This is a genomic window from Rhizobium mesosinicum, assembly GCF_019511345.1.
GTDB lineage: Bacteria > Pseudomonadota > Alphaproteobacteria > Rhizobiales > Rhizobiaceae > Rhizobium > Rhizobium mesosinicum.
The window spans coordinates 14,212-30,805 of record NZ_JAEUAK010000019.1 but is presented as its reverse complement, the minus strand read 5'-3'; the positions used below and the strand labels follow the sequence as shown (position 1 = coordinate 30,805).

General features: G+C 61.3%; 15 protein-coding genes. 7 read left to right on the top strand and 8 right to left on the bottom strand.

Translation table 11 applies throughout. From position 1 onward, the window contains the following. From JNB85_RS29745 to JNB85_RS29720, 6 genes are all read left to right on the top strand, one after another. Nucleotides 1-1,023 carry an ABC transporter substrate-binding protein gene (locus JNB85_RS29745; RefSeq protein WP_220337996.1) on the top strand — a complete coding sequence of 341 codons (1,023 nt, stop codon included), beginning with the start codon at nt 1-3 and terminating at the stop codon, nt 1,021-1,023. Between the two features lie 63 nt (nt 1,024-1,086). Then, nucleotides 1,087-1,914, top strand: a complete 828-nt coding sequence (locus JNB85_RS29740; RefSeq protein WP_220337995.1) for an ABC transporter permease — start codon at nt 1,087-1,089, stop codon at nt 1,912-1,914. Next, on the top strand, nt 1,911-2,690 hold the full coding sequence (locus JNB85_RS29735; RefSeq protein WP_220337994.1) for an ABC transporter permease: 780 nt from the start codon (nt 1,911-1,913) through the stop codon (nt 2,688-2,690). The genes JNB85_RS29740 and JNB85_RS29735 overlap by 4 nt, the downstream gene beginning before the upstream one ends. Further along, entirely contained in the window at nt 2,683-3,708 is a 1,026-nt protein-coding gene (locus JNB85_RS29730; protein ID WP_220337993.1) for an ABC transporter ATP-binding protein, read from the top strand. Before JNB85_RS29735 ends, JNB85_RS29730 begins: the two co-directional genes overlap by 8 nt. A 4-nt stretch (nt 3,709-3,712) precedes the next feature. Beyond that, nucleotides 3,713-4,633, top strand: coding sequence for a nucleoside hydrolase (locus tag JNB85_RS29725; RefSeq protein ID WP_220337992.1), 921 nt, complete (start codon nt 3,713-3,715; stop codon nt 4,631-4,633). After that, entirely contained in the window at nt 4,630-6,417 is a 1,788-nt protein-coding gene (locus JNB85_RS29720; protein ID WP_220337991.1) for an adenine deaminase, read from the top strand. The genes JNB85_RS29725 and JNB85_RS29720 overlap by 4 nt, the downstream gene beginning before the upstream one ends. Before the next feature lie 6 nt (nt 6,418-6,423). On the opposite strand, the gene JNB85_RS29715 is transcribed toward JNB85_RS29720, so the two are convergent. The 6 genes from JNB85_RS29715 to JNB85_RS29690 all read right to left on the bottom strand — a co-directional run bounded on the left by JNB85_RS29715 (nt 6,424) and on the right by JNB85_RS29690 (nt 14,205). Beyond that, a complete protein-coding gene (locus JNB85_RS29715) occupies nt 6,424-7,599 on the bottom strand; it encodes a M20 aminoacylase family protein (protein ID WP_220337990.1) in 1,176 nt (391 codons plus the stop codon). Nucleotides 7,600-7,690: 91 nt separating this feature from the next. Beyond that, a complete protein-coding gene (locus JNB85_RS29710) occupies nt 7,691-9,196 on the bottom strand; it encodes a tripartite tricarboxylate transporter permease (RefSeq protein ID WP_220337989.1) in 1,506 nt (501 codons plus the stop codon). Nucleotides 9,197-9,205: 9 nt separating this feature from the next. Further along, nucleotides 9,206-9,667 (bottom strand): tripartite tricarboxylate transporter TctB family protein, encoded by a 462-nt coding sequence (locus JNB85_RS29705; RefSeq protein WP_192729327.1) that lies wholly within the window; start codon nt 9,665-9,667, stop codon nt 9,206-9,208. Between the two features lie 93 nt (nt 9,668-9,760). Further along, nucleotides 9,761-10,744, bottom strand: coding sequence for a tripartite tricarboxylate transporter substrate-binding protein (locus JNB85_RS29700; protein ID WP_220337988.1), 984 nt, complete (start codon nt 10,742-10,744; stop codon nt 9,761-9,763). 375 nt (nt 10,745-11,119) lie between these two features. Then, the gene (locus JNB85_RS29695; RefSeq protein WP_220337987.1) at nt 11,120-12,475 is read right to left on the bottom strand and encodes a sigma-54-dependent transcriptional regulator; all 1,356 of its coding nucleotides are present in this window, start codon (nt 12,473-12,475) and stop codon (nt 11,120-11,122) included. Further along, nucleotides 12,472-14,205, bottom strand: coding sequence for a sensor histidine kinase (locus tag JNB85_RS29690; protein WP_223216650.1), 1,734 nt, complete (start codon nt 14,203-14,205; stop codon nt 12,472-12,474). The genes JNB85_RS29695 and JNB85_RS29690 overlap by 4 nt, the downstream gene beginning before the upstream one ends. Nucleotides 14,206-14,455: 250 nt before the next feature. Between JNB85_RS29690 and JNB85_RS29685 the strand changes: the two genes are divergently transcribed. Beyond that, entirely contained in the window at nt 14,456-15,118 is a 663-nt protein-coding gene (locus JNB85_RS29685; RefSeq protein ID WP_220337986.1) for a sulfite oxidase-like oxidoreductase, read from the top strand. Here the strand turns inward: JNB85_RS29685 and JNB85_RS29680 are convergent. Together JNB85_RS29680 and JNB85_RS29675 are read right to left on the bottom strand one after the other, a co-directional pair. Continuing rightward, on the bottom strand, nt 15,103-15,711 hold the full coding sequence (locus JNB85_RS29680) for a hypothetical protein (RefSeq protein WP_338050384.1): 609 nt from the start codon (nt 15,709-15,711) through the stop codon (nt 15,103-15,105). The genes JNB85_RS29685 and JNB85_RS29680 overlap by 16 nt on opposite strands. 84 nt (nt 15,712-15,795) lie before the next feature. Continuing rightward, complete coding sequence (locus JNB85_RS29675; protein WP_220337985.1) at nt 15,796-16,530, bottom strand: CbtA family protein; 735 nt, start codon at nt 16,528-16,530, stop codon at nt 15,796-15,798. Between the last annotated feature and the right edge of the window lie 64 nt (nt 16,531-16,594).

Below are 16,594 nucleotides of genomic sequence, written 5' to 3'. Positions count from 1 at the left end.
ATGAAGAAAGCCCTGATTGCATCGGTGGCGCTGGCCGCCCTGTTCCCGCTTGGTGCCGCTGCGCAGGAGCGGACATTGACCGTTTCCGTCTACGCCTTCGCGCAGGATGACTACAAGACGATCGTGTACGATCCTTTCGAAGCCAAGTGCGGCTGCAAGCTTGTTGTTGAAACCGGCAACAGCGTAGAACGTATCGCCAAGATGGAGGCCAACAAAGCCAATCCGGTGGTCGATCTCGCCGCCGTCTCCATGGCTGACGGCCTTGCCGCTTCCCGCGCCGGCCTGGTCGACAAGATCGATACGTCCAAGCTCGGAAATTTCTCCAAGCTCTATGATATCGCCAAGGATCCGAACGGCGACGGCATGAGTGTCGGCTACACCTTTTACGCCACCTCGATTGCCTACCGCTCAGACAAGATGAAGATCGAGTCCTGGGCCGATCTCTTGAAGCCCGAATATGTCGGTCACGTTGCCTTCCCGAACGTCACGACCAACCAGGGGCCACCGGCGCTCTACATGCTCGGCCTCGCACTCGGCAAGGACACGCCTGATCTCAAGGCACCGATCGAAGCGCTTGGCGAAAAGAAGGACGAGATCGTCACCTTCTACGAAAAGTCTTCCCAGCTCGTGCAGCTCATGCAGCAGGAAGAAATCTGGGCCGCTCCTATCGGTCGTTTCTCCTGGGCAGGCTTCACCAAGCTCGACCTTCCCGTTGCCTGGGCAACGCCGAAGGAAGGCCAGACCGGCGGCATGAACGTCTTAATTCTGACCAAGGGTTCGAAGAACCAGGACCTTGCTCTGCAGTTCATGGATTTCTGGCTCTCGACCGAGGTCCAGACCAAGCTCGCAGAGAAAATGATCGACAGCCCTGCCAACAAGGAGGTCAAGGTTTCCGATAAGGTCGCCAACAACATCACCTATGGCGAAGATACTGCCAAGAGCCTGAAACTGATCCCGTCCGCAGCCGCCCTCGACAACCGCAGCAGCTGGCTGAAGGAATGGAACGAAAAGGTCGGCCAATAAGCTACGTCTAAAATCGGTCCCGGCACCGACCGGGACTGACCCTCCCTGCTCGAAAGGCGTCTCATGTTTCAGAACCGCGCAGAAGCCCTGGCGCTTACCCTGCCGGCAGCGATCTTCGCCACCGTGGTCTTCCTGCTGCCCGTCGCGATCCTGCTTACGGAGGGTTTTCGCAGTGGTGGAACCTGGACGCTTGCCGCCTATACGGATTTCTTCTCGCAGACACTGAACCGCGCGGTCTTCTTCCGCACCTTCCGGCTCGGCCTGGAAGTGACTGCGGTGTCGGCCATTATCGGCTATGCCGCCGCCTTTGCGATCGTCAATCTTCCTCCGAAGGGCAAGGGGCGCATGATCGGCCTCATCACCCTGCCGCTGATGATTTCGCCCGTCGCGCGCACCTATGCCTGGATTGTTATTCTCGGCCGCACCGGAATCGTCAATGAAGCGATCACCGGCCTCGGGCTCAGTCCGGGGCCGCTGCGCCTGCTCTTCACCGAAACCGCCGTCTTCATCGGCCTGCTGCAGCTTTTCCTGCCGCTGATGATCCTGTCGCTGATCAGCGCGCTCGAGAATATGCCGAAGGATGCCATTCCCGCCGCCCGTGTTCTCGGCGCCAACTGGTTCCAGGTCTTCTGGAAAGTTATCCTGCCGCTCACCAAGGAAGGTCTCGTCGTCGGCGGCACTCTGGTCTTCACCGGCTCGCTGACGGCCTATATCACGCCGGCCATCCTCGGCGGCTCCAAAGTGCTGATGCTGGAAACGCTGCTGTATCAGCAGGTCTCCGTCGCCAATAATTTCATCTCGGCGAGTGTCATCGCCTTCATCCTGATCGTGATGAGCTTTGCCGCCAATATCCTGCTGAAGCGTCTTGCCACTGCAAGGAACGGCCGATGAGCGTCCGTCTCCTCTCACCCGTCGTGCTCTTCCTGCTGCTGGTCTTCTTGATTGGCCCCTTCCTGATCATCATCGCCGCTTCGCTTTCGGCGGGCGATACGCTGGCCTTCCCGCCGCAGGGCCTGTCGCTGCGCTGGGTGGCCAAGGTCTTCACCATCGACAGTTTCCGCGACAGCTTTGCCATGTCGATGTTTCTGGCGGTCTTCGGCACGCTTGCAGCCCTCATCCTCGGCATCCCCGCCGCCTATGCCCTGTCGCGCTACCGTCTGCCGGGCGCAGAGACGGTAAGAACCATCGTCTCGCTGCCGATCATTGTGCCCGGCATCATCGTCGGTCTGGCGCTGCTGCGTTACCTGGTCGTACCTTTCGGCTTCAACATCACATTGGCGCTGTTCTTTGCCCATACGGCTCTGGTGCTGCCCTATGCGGTGCGTGTTGTGTCCGCAAGCCTTGGCAACCTGCGCTCAGATATCGAGGAAGCTGCCGTATTGCTCGGTTCCTCGCGGCTCGGCGCCTTCTTCCGCGTGGTCATGCCGAATATCCGCGGCGGCATTCTCGCCGCCTTCATCCTCGGCTTCGTCACCAGCTTCAATCAGGTTCCGGTCTCGCTCTTCCTCTCCGGCCCTGGCGTCCGCACGCTGCCTATCGACATGCTGGGCTATATGGAGACCACCTACGACCCGTCCGTTGCCGCGCTCTCGGCGCTGCTCGCCTTCCTTTCGATCGGCATCGTTTTCCTCGCCGAACGCTTCCTGGGATTCTCTCGCTATGTCTGATGCCTACCTTCAACTCGACAAACTGACGCTCGCCTATGGCGATACGGTCGCAGTGAAGGACCTCGACCTGTCGATTGCCAAAGGCGAGCTGGTGGCCCTTCTCGGTCCCTCCGGCTGCGGCAAGACGACGACCATGCGCGCCATTGCCGGCCTGCTGAACCCTGCTTCCGGCCGCATCAATCTCGATGGCGCCGAGATCACCCGCGTCTCCGCCAACAGGCGCGCCGTCGGCCTGGTTTTCCAGTCCTACGCGCTTTTCCCGCATCTGACCGTCTATGAAAACGTCGCCTTCGGTCTGCGCCTGAAGCGTCTTCGCGGCCAGGATCTGGACGGCAAGGTCAATGCCGGCCTCAAGTCCGTCGGCCTTGCGAAATTTTCCGGCCGCAAGCCGGGCGAACTCTCGGGCGGCCAGCAGCAGCGCGTGGCGCTCGCCCGCTCCATGGTCATGGAGCCGAAAGTGCTGTTGCTCGACGAGCCGCTTTCCAACCTCGACGCCCGCCTTCGCCTTGAAATGCGTGCCGAGCTTCAACGCGTCCAGAAGGAAACTGGCGTAACGATGATCTTCGTCACCCACGACCAGGCGGAAGCGCTTGCGCTTGCTGACCGCATCATCGTCATGCTGAACGGCGGCATCGAGCAAATCGGCACGCCCGAGGACATCTACAACAAGCCTGTTTCTTCCTTCGTCGCCGATTTCGTCGGCTTCGAAAACATCTTTGCGCTGAAGGACGGAAAACTCGCGACGCCGAACGGCCCTGTCGCGCTTTCCGCCGCAGCGCCTGACGATGCGGCGGGCCTGGCCTGGCGGCCGCGTGCGGTGATCCTTGGTTCTGGCCCTTTCCAAGGCACAGTGCGCGGCACGTCTTTTGCCGGCAACAGCCGCGAGTATCTGCTGGACAGCGCGCTTGGCCCTATCAAGGCGGAAGTCGACGCCGCCCTGCCACAGCACAAGCTCGGCAGTACGATCGCCTTCGATTTGCCGGTCGCAGTTTCCGCAAGCCTAAAGCGTTTCGGGTGAGATCATGGGTGTCTGGATCGACACGGATATGGGTTTCGACGATATCGCCGCCATCATGGTGGTGACGAACGCCGAACTCGATATCGACGGCGTCTCGCTGGTCTTCGGCAATGCGCCGCTACCGCGGGTGCGCACCAATGCGGCTGGTGCCGCCAAGGCCTTCGGCTGGAAATTTTCGATTCACACCGGCCGCGACATGCCCGTGCTCGGCAAACTTGAGACGGCGCAGGCGATCCTCGGCGAAAGCGGCATTCCGACGACCGGTAGACGGCTACCGCCTGCCCCGATCCTGCCGGATAGCGATGCCTTCGTCGCGCTTTGCCGCTGGCTGGAACTGGAAGGCCCGCACCGCATTCTGGCGCTTGGACCATTGACGAATATCGCCGCACTCGTGCTTGCCCGGCCCGATCTCTCCGCCCGCATCACCGAGCTCGTCTGGATGGGCGGCGGTGTCACCTCCGGCAATCATACGGCCTCCGCGGAGTTCAACGCACTTGCCGACCCCGAAGCGCTGGCGATCGTCATCGCACACAAGTTGCCACTGCGCATGGTCGATCTCGATCTCTGCCGCAAGGTTCTCGCAAAGCCCGAGGATGCCGATCCAGTCCGCGCTGCCGGCGGTGCCAATGCCGAACTGATTGCCGACATGTTCGCCGGTTATATCCGCATCGGCACCAGCCGCGGCCGTCCTTCGATGGCGATCTATGATCCCTCGGCTGCCGTCGCCTTCGTCGCTCCGCAGGTGGTGAGCTTCCGCCCTGCCCGCATCGACGTGGAATTGCAGGGGCAGCATACGCGCGGGCGCACGGTCGTCGAAACCCGTACCACCCATGCAACGTTCAATGCACAGTTCGCCGCTGACATCGATGCCGATATGGCGCGTGTCATCATTCTCGCCGCCTTGGTTAATGAGGCCCGTAAATGACCGCCACACCGCGACAGGAACCCGCCGATCTCAATGAACCGGCCTTACGCGCCCGCGCCGTGGCTGCGGCGCGCGGTAGTGGCCCTTTCGATGTGCTTGTTACCGGCGGCCGTATCCTCGACGCCGTGACCGGCCTGATCCGCGAGGCCGATATCGGCCTCGTCGGCGCCCTGATCGCGAGCGTACACGCCCCGGCGAGCCGCAGCGATGCTGCAACAGTGATCGACGCGGCCGGCAGCATCATTTCCCCGGGCCTGATCGATACGCATATGCATATCGAAAGCTCGATGGTCACGCCGGCCGAATATGCCGAGGCCGTTCTGCCGCGGGGCGTGACGACGATCGTCTGGGATCCGCATGAATTCGGCAATGTTCATGGTCTCGACGGCGTGCGCTGGGCAATCGAAGCCTCGCGCAATCTGCCGCTGCGCGTAATCCTGCTTGCTCCCTCCTGTGTTCCCTCCGCCCCTGGCTTGGAAGTCGCCGGTGCCGATTTCGATGCTGGCGTCATTGCCGAACTGCTGCGCTCGCCCACAATCGGTGGCGTCGCGGAAGTCATGAACATGCGCGGCGTCATCGACGGCGACCCACGCATGACTGACATCGTCAATGCCGGCCTGGCCTCAGGCAAACTCGTCTGCGGCCATGCCCGTGGCTTGGAAGGCGCCGATCTCAATGCCTTTATGGCCGCCGGTGTGACCTCTGATCATGAGCTCACCTCCGGCGCCGACCTTCTGCAGAAGCTCGCAGCCGGAATGACGATCGAACTGCGAGGCTCGCACGACCATCTATTGAAGGAATTCGCCGATGCGCTTGATAGCATCGGTCATCTCCCGCCGACCGTCACGCTCTGCACCGACGACGTCTTCCCGGATGAACTCTACGAGAATGGCGGCCTCGACGATGTAGTGCGCCGTCTCGTGCGCTACGGCATGCGCCCGGAATGGGCGCTGAGCGCGGCAACTTTCAATGCCGCACAGCGCCTGAGGCGCTCCGACCTTGGCCTCATCGCCCCCGGCCGCCGCGCCGATCTCGTGCTGTTTGAGGATATAAGTGAATTCAGGGCGCGCGCCGTCATCGCCAACGGCCGCCTTGTTGCCGAAAATGGCGCGGTTAAGGATTCCATCCAGCCGCTCGATGCCGGTCCGCTGATGCAATCGGTCAAGCTCACAGCGCTCGCCGACGATGATTTCCGTATTCCCGCTAACGGTACGAAAGCGCGCCTCGCGACGATCGACCGCCCGCGCTTTACCCAATGGGGCGAAGCTGAAGCAGATATTCGCGACGGCGTCGTCGTGCCGCCAACCGGCAGCGCCATGATTGCAGTCGCGCATCGTCACGGGCTGATGGATGGCAGGCCGCGTGTAGGCTTCCTGACCGGCTGGGGTCAGTGGCGCGGTGCCTTCTGCACTACCGTCTCACATGACAGCCACAACCTCACGGTTATCGGCGGAAACGCACGAGACATGGCGCTTGCAGCAAATGCCGTTATCGAAGTCGGCGGCGGCATGGCCGTAGCAAAGGACGGGCACGTCGAAGTCCTTCTGCCCCTGCCGTTCTCCGGCCTTGTGACAGATGCTTCCCTGCAGGAAACCGCCAACGGCTTCACCGGCATCCGCAAGGCGATGGAGAAAATCGTCGACTGGAAACCGCCCTATCTGGTCTTCAAGGCCTGCTTCGGTGCGACGCTTGCCTGCAATGTCGGTCCGCACCAGACCGATCGAGGCATTGCCGACGTCGTAACCGGCAAAGTGCTGGAAAGCCCCGTCCTGGAAACCTTCTGAGGCGGCTTACGCTTCAGCCTTGAGCTCTTGCTCCACAAGCGACACCCAATAGGCCACTCCGTATCCGAGGGCATCGTCATTGAAGTCGTAGGCTGTATTATGATGGAGCGCTCCGTCGATAGCCGGGCCATTGCCTAGCCAAACATAACAGCCGGGCGCATTCTGCCCGAAAAAAGCGAAATCGTCGCCGGCGGTCGACGGCGGAAAGCTCGTACGCGCCTTTTCACCGAACACCGCCTGTGCGGCGCCTAGAGCCCGAGCAGTCGCGTCCGCGTCATTGACGACGGGCGGAATGCGGCGTTCGAATTCATAGTCAGCCAGAATGCCGTACATGGCGGCCGTGCCCTGCGCCAGACGGCCGATCTCCGCTTCCAGTTGGTCCCGCACCTCAGGCGAATAGGCACGCGCGGTTCCCCCGATCTCGACGATATCTGGGATGACGTTCAATGCCTTCGGATTGCCGGCCGCTACCGAACAGGCGCTAACGACCGCTGACTGGAGGGGATCGACGACGCGCCCGACAATCGTCTGCAGGGACGAAAGGAAAGTGCCGGCAGCTGTAATGGGATCGCGGCCGAGATGCGGCTTTGCGCCGTGCGTACCAACACCCCGAAAAGTGATCCGCCAGCTATCTGAGGAAGCAAGCTGCGGCCCCTCGACAACCGCAATCTCATCCACGGCAAGCCCTGGCATATTGTGCAACCCATAGACGGCATCGCAAGGAAACTGCTTGAATAACCCATCCTCCACCATTCGCTTCGCACCGCCACGGCCTTCCTCGGCCGGCTGGAAGATGAAATGCACCGTGCCGGAAAAACTTCGCGTTTCAGCCAGATAGCGTGCCGCGCCGAGCAACATCGTCGTATGCCCGTCGTGGCCGCAGGCATGCATCTTGCCGGGTGCCGTCGACTTGTAAGGACGCTCCGCCGTTTCCGGCATGGCGAGCGCATCCATGTCCGCCCTCAGCCCGATCGAGCGTGTGCCATTGCCGATTTGCAGCGTACCGACGACACCGGTACCCCCAAGCCCGCGATGCACCTTGATACCTGCCTCCTGCAGGAGCCTTGCGACGATGTTGCTGGTACGCTCCTCCTCGAAACCAAGTTCTGGATGGGCATGCAGGTCGCGGCGAAGGGATGTAAGGAAGGGCAGATCGTTGCTGATCCGGGCGGGGATGCTCATAGCCTGGATATCCTGTAAAGCGAAACGGGCGCCCGACGACGCCCGCATCAGATCGTCCTTTCTTCAACAAACAGGTTGGGAGCGCAAGCCCTCATGCCTCCTCGACGAAGACCTCTTCCCGCTTGCGCTTGACGCTCGGCAGGAAGACGATGATCAACATCGCAGCAGCGATCGCGAGCAGCGTGGCACTGATGGGCCGCGTGATGAAGGTCGTGGCATCGCCGCGCGACAGGATCATGGCGCGTCGCAGGTTTTCCTCTAGCAGCGGCCCGAGCACGAAGCCGAGCAACAGCGGCGCCGGCTCGCAGCGAAGTTTCGCCAGCACGTAGCCGATGAGGCCGAAGAAGGCGACGGCGTAGAGGTCGTAGACGTTGGAATTGACGCTATAGACTCCGATTGAGCAGAAGGCCATGATTACGGGAAAGAGCACGTAATATGGCACCGTCAGCAGCTTCACCCACAGCCCGATCAGCGGCAGGTTGAGGATGACGAGCATCAGATTGCCGATCCACATGGAAGCGATGATGCCCCAGAAGAGCGCCGGCTGCTCCGTCGCCACATTCGGACCCGGCACGATTCCCTGGATGATCATCGCGCCGACCATCAGCGCCATGACAGGGTTTGCCGGGATTCCAAGCGTCAGCAGCGGAATAAACGAGGTCTGCGCCCCTGCATTGTTGGCCGACTCTGGCCCGGCAACGCCGGCAACCGCCCCGTGGCCGAACTCTCCCGGCTTCTTCGACATGCGCTTTTCCATCGTATAGGAAGCAAAGGAAGCAAGGATCGCGCCACCCCCCGGCAAGATGCCGAGCGCCGAGCCAATGACCGTTCCACGAATAACCGGTGCGATCATCTCCTTGAACTCTTGCTTCGACGGCAGGAGCCCCGAGACCTTCGCCATCAACACGGTGCGAGTCTTCTCGCCTTCCAGATTGCGCAGGATTTCCGCAATACCGAAGACCCCGACGGCAAGTGCCACGAAATTCAGCCCGTCGGCATATTCGCGGATGCCGAGCGTGAAGCGCGGCGTGCCGGTATAAATGTCCGTGCCTACAAGACCGAGCAGCAGCCCAAGCGCCACCATCGCTAGCGCCTTGACCACCGAGCCATGGGCTAGCGCGATCGAGGACACGAGGCCGACGATCATCAGCGAGAAATATTCGGCAGAACCGAATTGAAGTGCAATCGCCGTCAGCGGCGGCGCAAAGATCGCCACCAGGAAGGTCGAGACCGTGCCTGCAAAAAAGGAGCCGAGTGCGGCAATCGCGAGCGCCGCGCCGGCCCTGCCCTTGCGCGCCATCTGGTAGCCGTCAATGGCAGTCACTGCCGAGGACGATTCACCCGGCATGTTGATGAGGATTGCCGTCGTCGAGCCGCCATACTGAGCGCCGTAATAGATGCCGGCCAGCATGATGAGCGAGGAGACCGGCTCAAGCTGGAAAGTGATCGGCAGCAGCATGGCGATCGTCGCCGTGGCACCGATACCCGGCAGCACGCCGATCAACGTGCCAAGCAACACGCCGATCAGGCAGAAGAACAGGTTTTCCGGGCTTGCTGCCGTATAAAAACCGAGCGCGAGATTGCTGAAAAGTTCCATCGCCGTCTCCTAGAACCGGACCCAGGGACCGAAGCGTTCGAACGGCAGCCCGAGCCCGTAGCTGAACACCGCCACCGAAAAGACCGTCAGCACCAGCGAAAGGCCAACCGCCATCAGCACGTTCATGCGAGTGGAGGCGAAGCAGGCGATGAAACACGTCAGGAAGATTGCCGGCGCAAAACCGAGTCCGCGTACCGTCAGCCCGAAGAAAATCGGCGCCGGCAGGATGAAGAGCATCCCGCGCCAAGCGAGCGGCTCGATCGGTTCGCCCTGAACCCGCACGGCCTGAACGAGAATGATGAGACCAAGCAGGACGAGGATGCCTGACAGGACGAGCGGGAAGTAACCAGGCCCCATACGCAGCGCCGTACCAATATCAAGGTTCAGCGACTGATAGGCGAAAAAGACGCCAGTTGCAGCGAGCAAGGCGCCGCAGATGACATTGGTGGTGTCGAAGCTAAGAGATTTCATAATGTCTCCTGCAGTTGGAGAATGGAGCGTCGCGGAGGCTGCGCAAACACCCTCCTTCCCGGCGGAAGGAGGGGGCAAATGCAGCAGCCAGGCTTAGTCCGCGTATTCGCCGGCAGCTTCGATAACGGGCTTCCAGCGGCCGATTTCGCTCTCGAGCTTGGCCTTCAGGGCTGTCGGGGTCGCATCTGCGTCCGACGAAGGAGCGGTGCCGAGTTCGGCAAAGCGGGCACCAACATTCGGATCCTTCAGCGCGACCTGAAGCGACTTCGACAGGCGCTCGTTTATTTCGGCCGGCGTTCCCTTCGGCGTATAAATGCCGTGCCAGATACCGACTTCGAAGCCCGGCAGGCCGGCTTCTACCGCGGTCGGAATGTCCTTGAGTACTTCGAGGCGGGCTGGCGAAGTCACGGCGTAGGCCTTGATCGTACCGCCCTTGATCTGCTTCGTCGTATTGGTCGTCTGGTCGCACATGATATCGACCTGGCCACCAAGGAGGTCGGTCATGGCCGGACCGGTTCCCTTGTAGGGAACGGTCGTCAACGGCGTCTGGATGGCGCTCATGAACATCATGCCGCAAAGGTGGGATGCGGCACCGATACCGGCATTGGCGACAGTGACCTTATCCTTGTTCGCCTTCACATAGTCGATCAGGCTCTTCAGATCGGCGGGTTCGAAATCCTTGCGTGCAACGATCGTCATTGGAACATCGGTGACGAGACCGACATATTCGAAGGCGTTCAGCGGGTCGTAGGCAAGCTTGCGATAAAGCGTGGCGCTGGTCGCCATGCCGATATGGTGCAGCAGGATGGTGTAGCCATCCGGATCGGCGGCGGCAACCCGGCCAGCGCCGAGCGTGCCACCGGCACCGCCGACGTTTTCGACGACGATCTGCTGGCCGAGATCCTTCGACATGGATTCCGCGACGAGGCGCGCGACGGTATCGGTCGGGCCACCAGCGGCGAAGGGCACGACCATGGTGATGGTGCGCTCGGGATAATTCTGAGCCGAAGCGGCATGGGCGAGAAGCGAAACAGCAGCTGCTGCTGTCACGCCGAGCATGGCCTTCAGGATTTTCATCTTTTCCTCCCTCATGAAAAATGGTCGTCCGCCGGTGCATCCTCCCGCGCCGGCTCGGATGATCCATTTGCAGGCCAGGGACCTGCAGCCGCAATCGCGGTGTGAGGGAAGGAATGACGATTTTGCGACGGTGCGCCGCAGCATGGGTCGACTTGGAAACAAACGGTTAAAGCGATGGGTGGAAATCCACCCATCGCTAGGTCATCCATCGCTTGGGGGGCAGAACGGACCTCGTCTGTTCCAGGCGATTTGAAGTGAGAGAGAATTTGCGGCCAACCGCCAGAGAGGGTCTGATGACTTTGGAGCCCTCGACCGGCGTCGAATGGGTCAGGCCTCACTGATCGGTTCGATCACATCGAGAAATTCGGCATTGGATCAGAATTCGCGACGCATCTCGCCGGCCATCTCATTGGCCAGCAACTTCTTGTCGAGACCGTATTTCTGCATCTTTTCATAAAGCGTCTTGCGCGAAATCCCAAGCGACTCATAGACCGGTTTCAGGCTGCCGCCATGGGCGACAAGCGCGCTCGCAATCACGCCGCGCTCGAATTCGGCCACGCGCTCCGCGAGCCCGGCTGCCTCGGCTAGCCGACCGCCGCCATCGAGACCGAGCACGAAGCGGTCTGCTGCATTGCGCAACTCGCGGACGTTTCCCGGCCAGTCCCGCTGCGCGATGTCGGAAATCACATCCGGCGGCACGGCCATCTCGTCTTTGCCGTAACGCGCAGCCGCCTCCCTGACGAGCTGCATGAAGAGCAGCGGAACATCGGCACGGCGCTGTGAGAGCGACGGCACATGAAGGGTTGCGACATTCAGCCGGTAGAGGAGGTCGGCGCGGAATCGGCCGCCAGTGACTTCCGCTTCCAGATCGACTTTGCTCGTGGCGATGAACCGCACGTCGAGCGGAACGGTCTCATTCGATCCAAGGCGGGAAATCGTTCTCTCCTGCAGTACCCGCAGGAACTTCGCCTGCAGATCGAACGGCATGGAACCGATTTCGTCGAGCAGGATGGTGCCGCCTCTCCCATGCTCGAACTTGCCATAACGCGGCCGCACCGCGCCCGGAAAAGCGCCGGCCTCGTGCCCGAAAAGCTCACTCTCGATCAGGTTCGCCGGAAGAGCTGCACAATTGATGGCGACAAAGGGCCGGCTTGCCCGCGAGCTGATATCGTGCAGCGCGCGGGCCACCACTTCCTTGCCCGCACCAGTATCGCCGACAACAAGCGTGTCGGCATCGCTCGCTCCGATCGCGCGGATGCGGTAGCGCAGATCGACCATGATCTGCGTGCGCCCCGGCAGCCGCGCCTCGATGTCGTCACGCTTGCCGGCAACAGCCTTCAGCAGCCGATTTTCCAGCACAAGGCTGCGCCGCTCCATGGCGCGGCGGATGACACCGGCGAGCATCTGCGGCGTGAATGGTTTCTCGATGAAATCATAGGCGCCCTCACGCATCGCCTTGACGGCGAGCTGCACATCGCCATGGCCGGTGACGAGAATGACAGGCACTTCGGTATCGAGTTCGCGGATTTTCTGCATCAGCGTCATGCCATCCATACCGGGCATGCGGATATCGGTAACGACGACACCAGGAAAACTGTAGCCGATCAGCTCCAGCACATGATCGGCATTGGAGAAGGTCTCGACGCTGAAGCCCGAAAGTTCCAGCGCCTGTGCAGTCGAGCGACGCAGTTCCTCTTCGTCGTCGACGAGCAATATCTTTTGTTCGTTCATTCCGCCGCCTCCGGCATCATGCCAGCTGCTGCGGAAAGCTCGATGCAGAACACGGCGCCGCCTCCCGGATGGTTGGAAACGGTTAAGCTGCCGCCGAAATCCTTGATGATGTTATAGGAGATTGAAAGGCCGAGACCGAGACCCTTGCCGACGCCCTTGGTGGTGAAAAAAGGATCAAAGATGCGCTCGGCGATTGCCGCCGGCACACCAGGCCCATGATCACGCACGGTCAGGATCACCCTGCCCGCCTCTTCGGAAGCCGAGACTTCAATACGCTTGTCCTCCAGCCCCTCGACCACGTCAGCCGCATTGGAAATCACATTGACCAGCACCTGCTGAAGGCGCACCGAACCTGCTTTGACCACCGGCGGCCGTGCTCCAAGATGCAGTCGCAGATCGGCGTCCGCCGCCTTCAACCGCCAAGCGATGATCTCCAACGTGTCGCGGATCGCCTCGTCGAGCGGCACCGGGCCGAGCTTCTCGTTCGGCTTGCGCGCAAAATTGCGCAGGTGCCGGCTGATGGAGGCCATCCGATCGATCAGCCCGCCGATCCGCTGGATATTGTCTTGCGCTTCGGCCGTGCGGCCGCGTTCGAGCAGGACATAGGCGCTGTCCGTATAGGTCTTGGCGGCGGCAAGCGGCTGATTGAACTCATGCGAAAGCGCTGCCGACATCTGACCGAGACCGGCAAGCTTGCCCGCTTGGATGAGATCGGCCTGTGTCTGGCGCAGCTGCTGCTCGGTCAGGCGTCGCTCGGCGATCTCCTCCTCGATGCGGCTGTTGACGCGGGCAAGATCGGCCGTGCGCTCATCAACCCGCCGCTCCAGCTCGTTCCGCGCCTCGGCCTGCAGTTGCAGGCGCTCGGCAAGCCGCACGCGCCGCTGCCGAAGAATGGCAAAGGTCAGCGCGGCAATGCAGAGAATGAGGAAGACGACGACCAGCGCGGTACGGGCCTGCGCTCGGATAGAGCTCGTATCCATCAGCACGTTCACGGTCCAGTCTTCGGCCGGCATATAATGCGAAAGCACGAGATATTCGCTTTGCTCGTGATCGCTGGCGAGCGTCATCAGGTCATGATCCTCGAAACGATGGCGGATGACCGGCAGTTCGACGAGCTTGGCACTCGCATAACGCCGTGACGCTTCGGTGCGCGCCACGCGATCCGAACTCAGCGGCAGGATCGCGCCGTAAAGCCAGTCCTGGCTGTCGGACATGAAGATGATGCCTTCAGGATCGGAGACGAAGATACGGTATTCGCCGCCGCTCCACGAGGATTCGATTACGTCGATATCGACCTTGAAGACGATAACGCCGCGGATTTTCCCGTCTACCCGGATTGGTGATGAGAAATAATAGCCACGCTTGAGCGACGTCGTACCGAGCGCATAGAAGCGTGCTTGGCGCCCGCCGATCGCCTCCTGAAAATACGGACGGTAACTGAAGTTTTCACCAACGAAACTCCCGGGACCATCAAAATTGCTGGCGGCGATCGTTTCGCCATCCGGACGCACGACATAAATATCGGACGATTTCAGCAGCCCGTTGATTTCCTTGAGGTAGAGGTTGGCATTGTCGCGCAGTGAGCGATCATCCGGCCGACTCACCAGCTCCTTGATATCGTCGTGATCGGCGATCAGCGCCGGCAACGCCTCATAGCGGCTAAGATGACCGCTCAGCGCCGAGACGGCGAGCCGCAGCGCCGTACCCGCCTGCGCCGAAGCCTCGCCCATATAAGCGCGCGTGGCGACCGCGCTCCCATAATAGAAGAAAGCGAAAACCAATAAAGGTGCAGCGCAAAGCGCCGCAATGACACGATAGCGCGAAGACAGAGTCTCGCTCCTCCCTTTCCGCCTCCGCTCCCCGTGGAGGCATAACCCGACGGACCGAGTGTAATCAGCACAGTCCAGATTTCCAAGAGGCGCCGAAACTTGACACTTTCCAGGGGCGGATGTCTGATTGCGGCACCGCAAGGAGACCGCTATGAGCGACGACCAGATCCCCGAAGACAGCAAGCTCACGACGTCCAAACGCCGCTGGGCCGCGGAAGGAAAGTTCCTGACCGGCCAGATCAGCCGCCCGGAAACCGAGCGCCTGCCGCCGGGCCAGCATCTGGTCAAGAACTGGCCGGTGCTCGACCTCGGCCAGCAGCCGATCATTTCCATCGATAGCTGGCGGCTGGAAGTTCGCGGCCTGGTCGAGACGCCGCTCGATCTCAACTGGGCCGCCTTCCAGGCGCTGGAGCAGAGTGCAACGGTCAGCGACATTCATTGTGTGACGACATGGTCACGCTACGACAACAAGTGGAAGGGTGTTTCGACGCGGGACCTGCTCGATCTCGCAATGCCGAAGGCGGAAGCGGTTTACGTCATGCTGACGAGCTACGACGGTTATACGACCAATCTGCCGCTTTCGGATTTCGCTGCTGAGGATGCGATCCTTGCCACCTCATGGGAAGGCCTGCCGCTCACCCGCGATCATGGTGGCCCGATGCGCCTCGTCGTGCCGCATCTCTATTTCTGGAAAAGCGCCAAATGGTTGCGCCGCATCGATCTGCTGCCGGCCGACAAGGCCGGCTTCTGGGAAAAGAACGGCTACCATATGTATGGTGATCCGTGGCGCGAGCAGCGCTATTCGGAAGACTGAATCCGAAGAAGCCGCCTGAGGACAAAGAACCCCGCAGCGAGGATCGCCGCAAATCCGGTGAGCGAGGCCATGCTCGCCGGATGCAGGGGAATTTCGCTCCAGCGCGGGCGCACGACATCGGCCGTGTCGAAACCTTCGTCACTGAAGCGGCAGGTCACCAGCGAGAGCCCGCGCCGGACCATATCGACATCGACAGCCGATGCGATTTCACCGGCGGCTACGGCTTCCTGCGGCATGTCGCGCATAGCAAGCAGCACCGCCTTGGTCGCCGCCAGGTAGGCATGGGCACATTCGTTGAACGGACTTTCCTCATCGGTCACGCTGCCAGGCATCCGACCCCAGAGGCAGTAGGAATACTGTATCTCGGCATAGTTCAGGACACGCCGGAAAGGCTCGTTCGTATCGACCGCACTTGCGGCGAGATCCATGATACGGCCGCGATAGTCGGCAATCACAGCCATTTCCCCGTGAGATATTTCGGGCACCGGCAGGCCAGCGCGGCTGCCCTCGTCCCTACCGCCTCCATGCGCGGACGCACTCCCCGCGATCAGCAGGGCAAGGCCGAAACAAAGGAGATTGAATCCGTTTTTCACAATACGTCCAAGTCCCGGCGCAGCAGCCGAAGAGCCGACGCGCGTTGCGAGCAAAGAGGGAGCGTCAACCCCCTCTGCCGCTCCTTATCGATGGGCTGGGCGCAACACGCCCTTCGCCGCGAGGCGCTTCTCCGCCAGCGCGCCGAAAGCGAGACCGAGCACCAGCCAGAGGATCATATGCATGCCGAGTGTGGTCGTGCGGAAACGCCATAGCACCATCGCCGAGAAGTTCTCCGGCACTTCGTTGATCGGAGGCAGCAGATATTCCACCAGACCGATGAAGACGACGAAGAGAACACCCGCAAGGATCGCCGCATTCCACAAGCCGTAGCGCGCTGTCAGGCTGCGGGCAATTGCAACGGCCGCGATCAGCGAAGCAATCGAAACGACAATCATCAGGAAGAACAGCTCGGTGCGCACCCCGATCGTATCCGAGTTGCCGACAGCCGGCGGATTGGCCGGATATTTGATAGCCGGAACGATGACGATGGTGACGAAAGCGGCGACTGCTATAACGGCCGAGGTGCCGCGTGCCGAAAGGCTGCTGAAGCGGCCATGGACGAAGGCGAAGACAAGCGCAAACAGCCCACCAATGGCAACGCTGTACGCCATGACGCCGATCAAGAGCCCAAGCCCCGCCTGGGTGGCGCGGCTGACGATTTCAGGCTCGGCAACCTCGCCGGCAGCCTGCGCCGCCGCCTCTTCGAAGGCGATGGCAGCATCGACGAGCGGCTCGCCGAAGAAGCGCGCAAAGGCGAAAACCAGGATGCCAGCAATCACGCCCGCGATCATGCCGCGAAGCAGAAGATTTCCAACCATGTGAGACACTCCCCTAAAGCATGTCGCACAAAGCGTTCAGCGGTTTTGCGATGACGACATGCAA